The sequence below is a fragment of the Azospirillum formosense genome, from assembly GCF_013340925.1.
Lineage (GTDB): Bacteria > Pseudomonadota > Alphaproteobacteria > Azospirillales > Azospirillaceae > Azospirillum > Azospirillum formosense.
In genome coordinates this window covers 48,961-55,775 of sequence record NZ_WHOR01000005.1, presented here as the reverse complement: position 1 = coordinate 55,775, position 6,815 = coordinate 48,961, and the positions used below count along the sequence as shown (strand labels likewise).

Annotated in this window: 5 protein-coding genes and 1 rRNA gene; 1 reads left to right on the top strand and 5 read right to left on the bottom strand. The window is 65.9% G+C overall.

What is annotated here, in order from left to right:
• Positions 1-330, bottom strand: a 16S ribosomal RNA gene (locus GBZ26_RS01650); the annotation flags it as partial.
• A 722-nt stretch (positions 331-1,052) separates the two neighbouring features.
• Here GBZ26_RS01650 and GBZ26_RS01645 point away from each other — a divergent pair.
• Positions 1,053-2,402 (top strand): peptidoglycan DD-metalloendopeptidase family protein, encoded by a 1,350-nt coding sequence (locus GBZ26_RS01645; RefSeq protein WP_211104529.1) that lies wholly within the window; start codon positions 1,053-1,055, stop codon positions 2,400-2,402.
• Positions 2,403-2,415: 13 nt separating this feature from the next.
• On the opposite strand, the gene GBZ26_RS01640 is transcribed toward GBZ26_RS01645, so the two are convergent.
• From GBZ26_RS01640 to GBZ26_RS01625, 4 genes are all read right to left on the bottom strand, one after another.
• Positions 2,416-2,589 (bottom strand): hypothetical protein, encoded by a 174-nt coding sequence (locus tag GBZ26_RS01640; protein WP_170295990.1) that lies wholly within the window; start codon positions 2,587-2,589, stop codon positions 2,416-2,418.
• A gap of 78 nt (positions 2,590-2,667) precedes the next feature.
• Positions 2,668-3,660, bottom strand: coding sequence for a GNAT family N-acetyltransferase (locus GBZ26_RS01635; RefSeq protein ID WP_174437307.1), 993 nt, complete (start codon positions 3,658-3,660; stop codon positions 2,668-2,670).
• Between the two features lie 14 nt (positions 3,661-3,674).
• Positions 3,675-4,535 (bottom strand): flagellar motor stator protein MotA, encoded by an 861-nt coding sequence (gene motA, locus GBZ26_RS01630; RefSeq protein WP_014199786.1) that lies wholly within the window; start codon positions 4,533-4,535, stop codon positions 3,675-3,677.
• Positions 4,536-4,814: 279 nt separating this feature from the next.
• Complete coding sequence (locus GBZ26_RS01625) at positions 4,815-6,683, bottom strand: phosphoenolpyruvate carboxykinase (GTP) (protein ID WP_343207283.1); 1,869 nt, start codon at positions 6,681-6,683, stop codon at positions 4,815-4,817.
• Positions 6,684-6,815: the final 132 nt, after the last annotated feature.

Sequence of the window (6,815 nt, the reverse complement as noted above, 5' to 3'; positions counted from 1 at the left end):
CCTCCCGTAGGAGTCTGGGCCGTGTCTCAGTCCCAGTGTGGCTGATCATCCTCTCAGACCAGCTACCGATCGTCGGCTTGGTGGGCCATTACCCCACCAACTACCTAATCGGACGCGGGCCCCTCTCTCGGCGTAAACTTTCTCCGCCCAAATCTCTCTGGGGGACGTATCCGGTGTTAGCGTCCGTTTCCAGACGTTATCCCGAACCGAAAGGCAGGTTCCCACGTGTTACTCACCCGTGCGCCACTAAGGCCGAAGCCTTCGTTCGACTTGCATGTGTTAGGCATGCCGCCAGCGTTCGTTCTGAGCCAGGATCAAACTCTCAGGTTCAAGCTGGACACCGAAGCATCCACTTGACAGGGCCGCTCAAAGCGACCTCAACCCAAGCCTTCGAAACTGTTCGTCTCTTACTGCTTGACCGAGATGCTCAAGCGACCCGCGATGCCAGTCCCTTCCGGAACCGGTCCGCGGCCAACGGCCAAAACCGCCGCCTGCGCATCCCTTCTCACAACACGGTATCAACGATATCCAAGATCCCGCGGCTCTCAGGAGAACCGCAACACCCCGCACCCAACCCCTTCGAGGAGCGGGCCGCCAGGGCCTAAACCGATGAACCAGAAATCCGGAGACAAAACAAACAGCGCCGTATGCTTGGCGCCGCTTCTTGGATTGTCGTCCGCTTTTTGATCCGTCGCTGCCGCGCTTCTCAGCGGCGCTGCGTCGGTGGAGCGGTTTATAAGCGCACCCCGCCGAACGACGCAAGGGCTTTTTGCATTTCCATGAAAAATTCTTCACGGAGCGACTTATCACCGAAGTCCAAGCTGGAATCAGTGTATGTCCGTCACTCCCTCGGATCGGACGCCCCGCCATGGCGGAGCGCACCACCCGGGGGGAACGGCCCTGGCACGCACAACCAATTGACGCAGATACCCCTATCGGGTTGACAGTGACAAAAAGGGTGCTCATGGTCGCCTATAGAAAGTGGCAACTCCTTGGGCGGCTGAACAGCCTGCCGCCACAACGGTCCGAAACGTGTGAGGAAACATAGGAGGATGACGGTGCGTTCGAGGCTCGGTGGCCTTCCCACGCTCGCCCTGGTTGCCGCTGGTCTGGCGGGGCTCCTCTCCCACACCGTCGCACCGCCCGCCTACGCGGCGGGCGCGCGGACGGCCCCGCCGGAGCGGGCCGCCAAAGTCACCGCCAAAGAGACAAGCGACGACGATGACGAGCGGTCCCCGACCGCCCACCGTCACATCCTGTCCGTCGGACGCGGCGACACGCTGATGGACATGCTGACCGGTGCCGACGTCCCGGCGGACGAGGCGACCAACGCCATCGCGGCGCTGCGCAAGGTCTACGATCCGCGCAAACTGCAGGTCGGCCAGCAGGTCACCGTCCTGTTCGAGCCGCGCCGCGGCGGCACCAAGCAGTTCGTCGGACTGGAGTTCCTGCCGGACGTGGTGCGCTCCGTCTCGGTGTCCCGCAAGGGCGATGCCGGATTCACGTCGAGCGAATCGGAAAAGGCCGTCACCCGCCAGCCGGTTGCCGCGCAGACCGTGATCCGGTCGAGCCTGTTCGAGGCGGGGAACGCGGCCGGCGTGCCGGTGTCAGTGATGATGGCGCTGATCCGCGACTATTCCTATGACGTCGACTTCCAGCGTGACCTCCAGCCGGGCGACCAGTTCGAGGTTCTCTATGAGCGGCTGGTCACCGCCGACGGCAAATACGCCGGCGAAGGCGACGTGCTCTACGCCGCGTTGGTGCTGAGCGGCAAGGAATACCCGATCTACCGGCACAAGAGCCGGGACGGCCGCATCGACTATTACAACCGCGACGGCGAAAGCATCCGCCGCGCCCTGCTGCGCACGCCGATCGACGGCGCGCGGATCACCTCGGGCTTCGGGATGCGCCATCACCCGATCCTGGGCTTCAGCAAGATGCACAAGGGCATGGATTTCGGCGCGCCGACCGGCACGCCGATCTACGCCGCGGGCGGCGGCGTGGTCGAGGAGGTCGGGCCGAAGGGCGCGTACGGCAACTACATCCGCATCCGCCACAACACGCAGATCGCCACGGCCTACGCCCATCTGAGCCGGATCGCCAAAAGCACGCGCCGCGGCGCGCGTGTCGACCAGGGCGACGTCATCGGCTATGTGGGCACCACAGGGCGCTCCACCGGACCGCACCTGCATTACGAAGTGCTGAAGGCCGGCCAGCAGATCAACCCGAAGAGCATCGACCTGCCGACCGGCGACAAGCTGGAGGGCCGTGAGTTGCAAGCCTTCGAACAGACGGTGCGGTCTCTGGAAAAAACCTTCGATCAGGCACGCAGCGGCCTCCAGCTCGCCCGCACTCCGGGCCCGCATGAGGACAAGGGCTGCACCAGGGCGACCACCTGCTGAGGCGTCGCCCCGCCTACTCCTGGTGAAGAAAGCGGCGGATGGCGCTGGCGAGGATCTGGACGCCCCTCTCCTCGTCGTCCGCCATCTTGCGGAGGCGGTCGCGCATGGCCTGAACCTGCGGCTTCATCTGAGCCGCCTTGGCAATGGCAAGTTGCGCTTCCTCCGGTTTCATGTCGTCCTTGGCCATGACGTGCTTCCTCCGCTCGCGATCAGGATGAGACAGGCCGCCTCATGTTGCAACGGCCCTCGATGAATCGAAACGGCTTCAGCGATACAGGCCAACGCTCTCCACCGCCAGCCCACCGGTTCCCAGTTTGAACTCCGTGACGCCCGGCGCGCTGTCCGGGTTGACGCCGCCGAGGTCGAGCCAGCCCACGCCGCGCGCCTTCAGCGCCAGCGCCGCCCGCCACAGCACCAGCCGCATCGCTCCGCTCTTGCGCCCCGACTCGCTGGACCAGCCGATCTGGTAGGTGGCCGTGCCGCCATGGATGTAGAACAGCGCGCTCGCCGCGGGGCCGGTCTTGATGGACCGGTCCTCCAGCGCTGCGGCCATCAGCACCCCATCACCCTTCCCCCCGCCTTTCAGCAGCCCGTTGCGGATGCGCACGGCCAGCGCGCCGGTCATCGGGCGGAATTGCTTGGTCTGGGCCTGCTCATGCTCCTGCTTCATCAGCCAGGGCAGGTTCTTGGCCTCCCAGTCGAGGTCGATGACCAGACCGGCCTTCTCCGCCCCCTTCAACCGCTGGCGCCAGTCACGGGCCATCGCCGCGCGCAACGCCTCCTCGCCGCGGGACAGGTCGAGCCAGACCGTGCGATAGCCGGGGCCGAAGCGGCGGAAGCCGCAGCGTTGCAGCAGCGCCTCCGCCTCCGCGCCGGCGGCCAGTTCGGGGAGCAGGCTGGCTCGGTTCAGCGGGTTGTCGGGACAGGCCCGGCGCAGCAGGCGGAAGACCGCCTCCTGGGTCTCCAGATTCGGCTCACCCCCGTCAAGCCACAGCGGGCCGCGGTGGATCTGACGCTGGTGGAACAGGCGGAGCGTGCGCCGCTCCAGGAGTTGCACGATCCCGATGGACGCACCGTCCCTCTGGATCAGGCCGAGCCGCGGCACGAAGCCGTGGGTGCGCCCCATGGCGCCGGCATAGGCGAAGCACTGCGGCAGGGTGGAGCGGGGAACGCGGGCGAAAAGCGCGGCCCACTCGCCCACCGTTCCCTCGTTCCACAGGATGGTGACGGCGCCTTCGGTGGAAGTCGGAGACGGCATGGGCGGGTCCGGCGTCAGGCGGGCGGCAGGGCCGAGGTGGCCTCTTCCACCTGGGCGAAGCTCGGCCGGTATTCGGGTTCCAGCACGTTTCGCGAATATTCCACCGAAATGGCCGGCGCGTAGCCGGACAGATGCGCGATCAGGCCGATCTTCATCGCCTGATAGTATTTCCCTTCGGCGTGGTAGATGTTCTTCAGGCCGCTGGCGATCGGCGCCAGGAAGCCGTAGGCGACGAGAATGCCGGTGAAGGTGCCGACCAGCGCGCCGCCGATCAGCTTGCCCAGGACCTCCGGCGGCTCGGTGATCGACCCCATGGTGTGAATCACACCCAGCACCGCCGCGACGATGCCCAGCGCCGGCACGGCGTCGGCCACCGCCTGGATGGCGTCGGCGATCCGCTGGTGCTCGTGGTGCATGGTCTCGATGTCCTCGTCCATCAGGTCGACCAGCTCGTGCGGGTTGTCGGCCCCCAGCGACATCAGGCGCAGATAGGTGCAGAGGAAGGATATGGCGTGATGGTCGCCGTAGAATTTCGGGAATTGCTGGAAGAGTGGCGAATCCTCGGGTTTCTCGATGTGCTGTTCGAGGGCGAGCAGCCCCTTGGTCTTCGCGATCTTGAAGACCTGATACATCATGGTGAGAAGTTCGAGGAAATCATCCTTTTTGTATTTTGGCCCTTTGAAGAGGTGCCCAAGTTCCTTGCCAGTGTGTGTGACCACCGCTTTTGGATTGCCGATCAGGAACGCGCCGGCGGCGGAGCCCAGGATGATCATGAACTCGAAGGGCATCCACAGCACGCCCAGGTGGCCACCGCCCAGGACGTAGCCCCCGAAGACGCTGAACACCACGACGCCGAAGCCGATCATCACGAACATGTCTTCCGTCCTCCAGCGTCATTTTCCGTGCCTTGGCCGGTCCGCTCCGCGGAAAGCCGGTCAGGCGAGCGTGCTTGCGTTCTGCCGGCCCAGTGACGCAGCAATCCCTTGAGTTTTTGTAAATCACCCGGCGTCGGACGCGATCCTAGCCGTGACAAAGGATCGTGTCACGAAAGGAGTACCCGAAAAGCGGCCCGCCGTGGCCGCCCGCGCAAAAGAAAAGGGGCCGCCCGCGGGCGGCCCCTCTTCACACGCTCGGACGATCCGGCGCCGGCCCGATCAGCCGATCCGCCAGGTGTCCGGAGCCTTCTCCAGACGCTTGAGGAGCGCCACGCGCTGCTGCTCGATCTCGTCCGGCAGGTGGCTGCCGAAGCGGTTGAACAGCTCCTCCTGGTCCTTGGCCTCGGCTTCGGCCTCCTTCCGGTCGATGTCCATGATCTTCCGGAACTTGTCCTCGGCGAAATCGAGGCCGGCCCAGTTCAGGTCCTGGTAGCGCGGCATGTAGCCGAACGGGCTTTCCGCCGCATCCACCGCACGGCCGCGCACGCGGTCGACGATCCAGCGCAGGACGCGCATGTTGTCGCCGAAGCCCGGCCAGACGAACTTGCCGTTCTCGTCCTTGCGGAACCAGTTGACGCGGTAGATGCGCGGCAGGTTCTCCACCTTGCCTTCCATCGCCAGCCAATGGTTCCAGTAGTCGGCCATGTTGTAGCCGCAGAAGGGCAGCATGGCGAAGGGGTCGCGACGGATGGCGGCCTGGCCGACGGCGGCGGCGGTCGCCTCCGAGCCCATGGTCGCCGCCCAATAGACGCCCTCGCGCCAGTTGTAGGCCTCGAACACCAGCGGGAAGGTCTTGGACAGGCGGCCGCCGAAGATGAAGGCGGAGATCGGAACGCCCGCCGGGTCCTCCCAGGCCGGATCGATCGACGGGCACTGCGCCGCCGGGGCGGTGAAGCGCGAGTTCGGGTGCGCGGCGGGACGGCCCGAAGCGGGGGTCCAGTCGTTGCCCTGCCAGTCGATCAGGTGGGCCGGCGTCTCGTCGGTCAGACCTTCCCACCACACGTCGCCGTCGTCGGTCAGCGCGACGTTGGTGAAAATGACGTTGGAGTTCAGCGTCTTCAGCGCGTTCGGGTTCGACTTGATGCTGGTGCCCGGCGCCACGCCGAAGAAGCCGGCCTCCGGGTTGATGGCGCGCAGCGTTCCGTCCGGCTGCGGCTTCACCCAGGCGATGTCGTCACCGATGGTGCGAACCTTCCAGCCTTCGAACTCGGCCGGGGGGACCAGCATGGCGAAGTTGGTCTTGCCGCAGGCCGACGGGAAGGCGGCGGCGACGTAGGTCTTCTCGCCCTCCGGGCTTTCCACGCCGAGGATCAGCATGTGCTCGGCCAGCCAGCCCTGCTCGCGGCCCATCGACGAGGCGATGCGCAGCGCGAAGCACTTCTTGCCGAGCAGGGCGTTGCCGCCGTAGCCCGAGCCGAAGGAGACGATCGAGTGATCGGCCGGGAAATGGACGATGTACTTGTGGTCGGCGTTGCACGGCCAGGCCACGTCCGGCTGGCCGGGCTCCAGCGGCGCGCCGATGGAGTGCAGGCAGCGCACGAAGTCACCGTCGCCCAGGATGTCCAGCACCTTCTGGCCCATGCGGGTCATCATGCGCATGTTCACCGCGACGTACGGGCTGTCGGAGATCTGCACGCCGATGTGGGCGATGTCGGAGCCCAGCGGCCCCATGCTGAAGGGCACCACATACATGGTGCGGCCCCGCATGCAGCCCTCGAACAAGCCGTCCAGCTTCGCCTTCATCTCGGCCGGGGCGACCCAGTTGTTGGTCGGGCCGGCATCCTCCTTGCGCTCGGAGCAGATGAAGGTCCGGTCCTCGACGCGGGCGACGTCGCCCGGATCGGAACGGCAGAGGTAGGAGTTCGGGCGCTTGGCCTCGTTCAGCTTGATGAAGGTGCCCGATTCTACCATCTCGGCGCACAGGCGGTCGTATTCCTCCTGCGATCCGTCACACCAGTGCACCCGCTCGGGCTTGCACTTGTTCGCGATCTCCTCGACCCAGGCCAGGAGCTTCTTGTTCCGCGTGCGCGTTGTTCCGGTCATCCTTTGCCTCTCAACTCGTCTCCGGGTTCGCCGCCCCCCTGGAATGCGGGGGCCGGTGCCCGGAGGTCCGGACGGCTGGCCTTTTCGGCCCTTATCGAAGCCGTCCTCGTTCGGTGGCGGTGTCTTTCCGCCGGCTCATACCACCGCAGCCCGGCCCGCAGGCCGGACGGCGGTCAT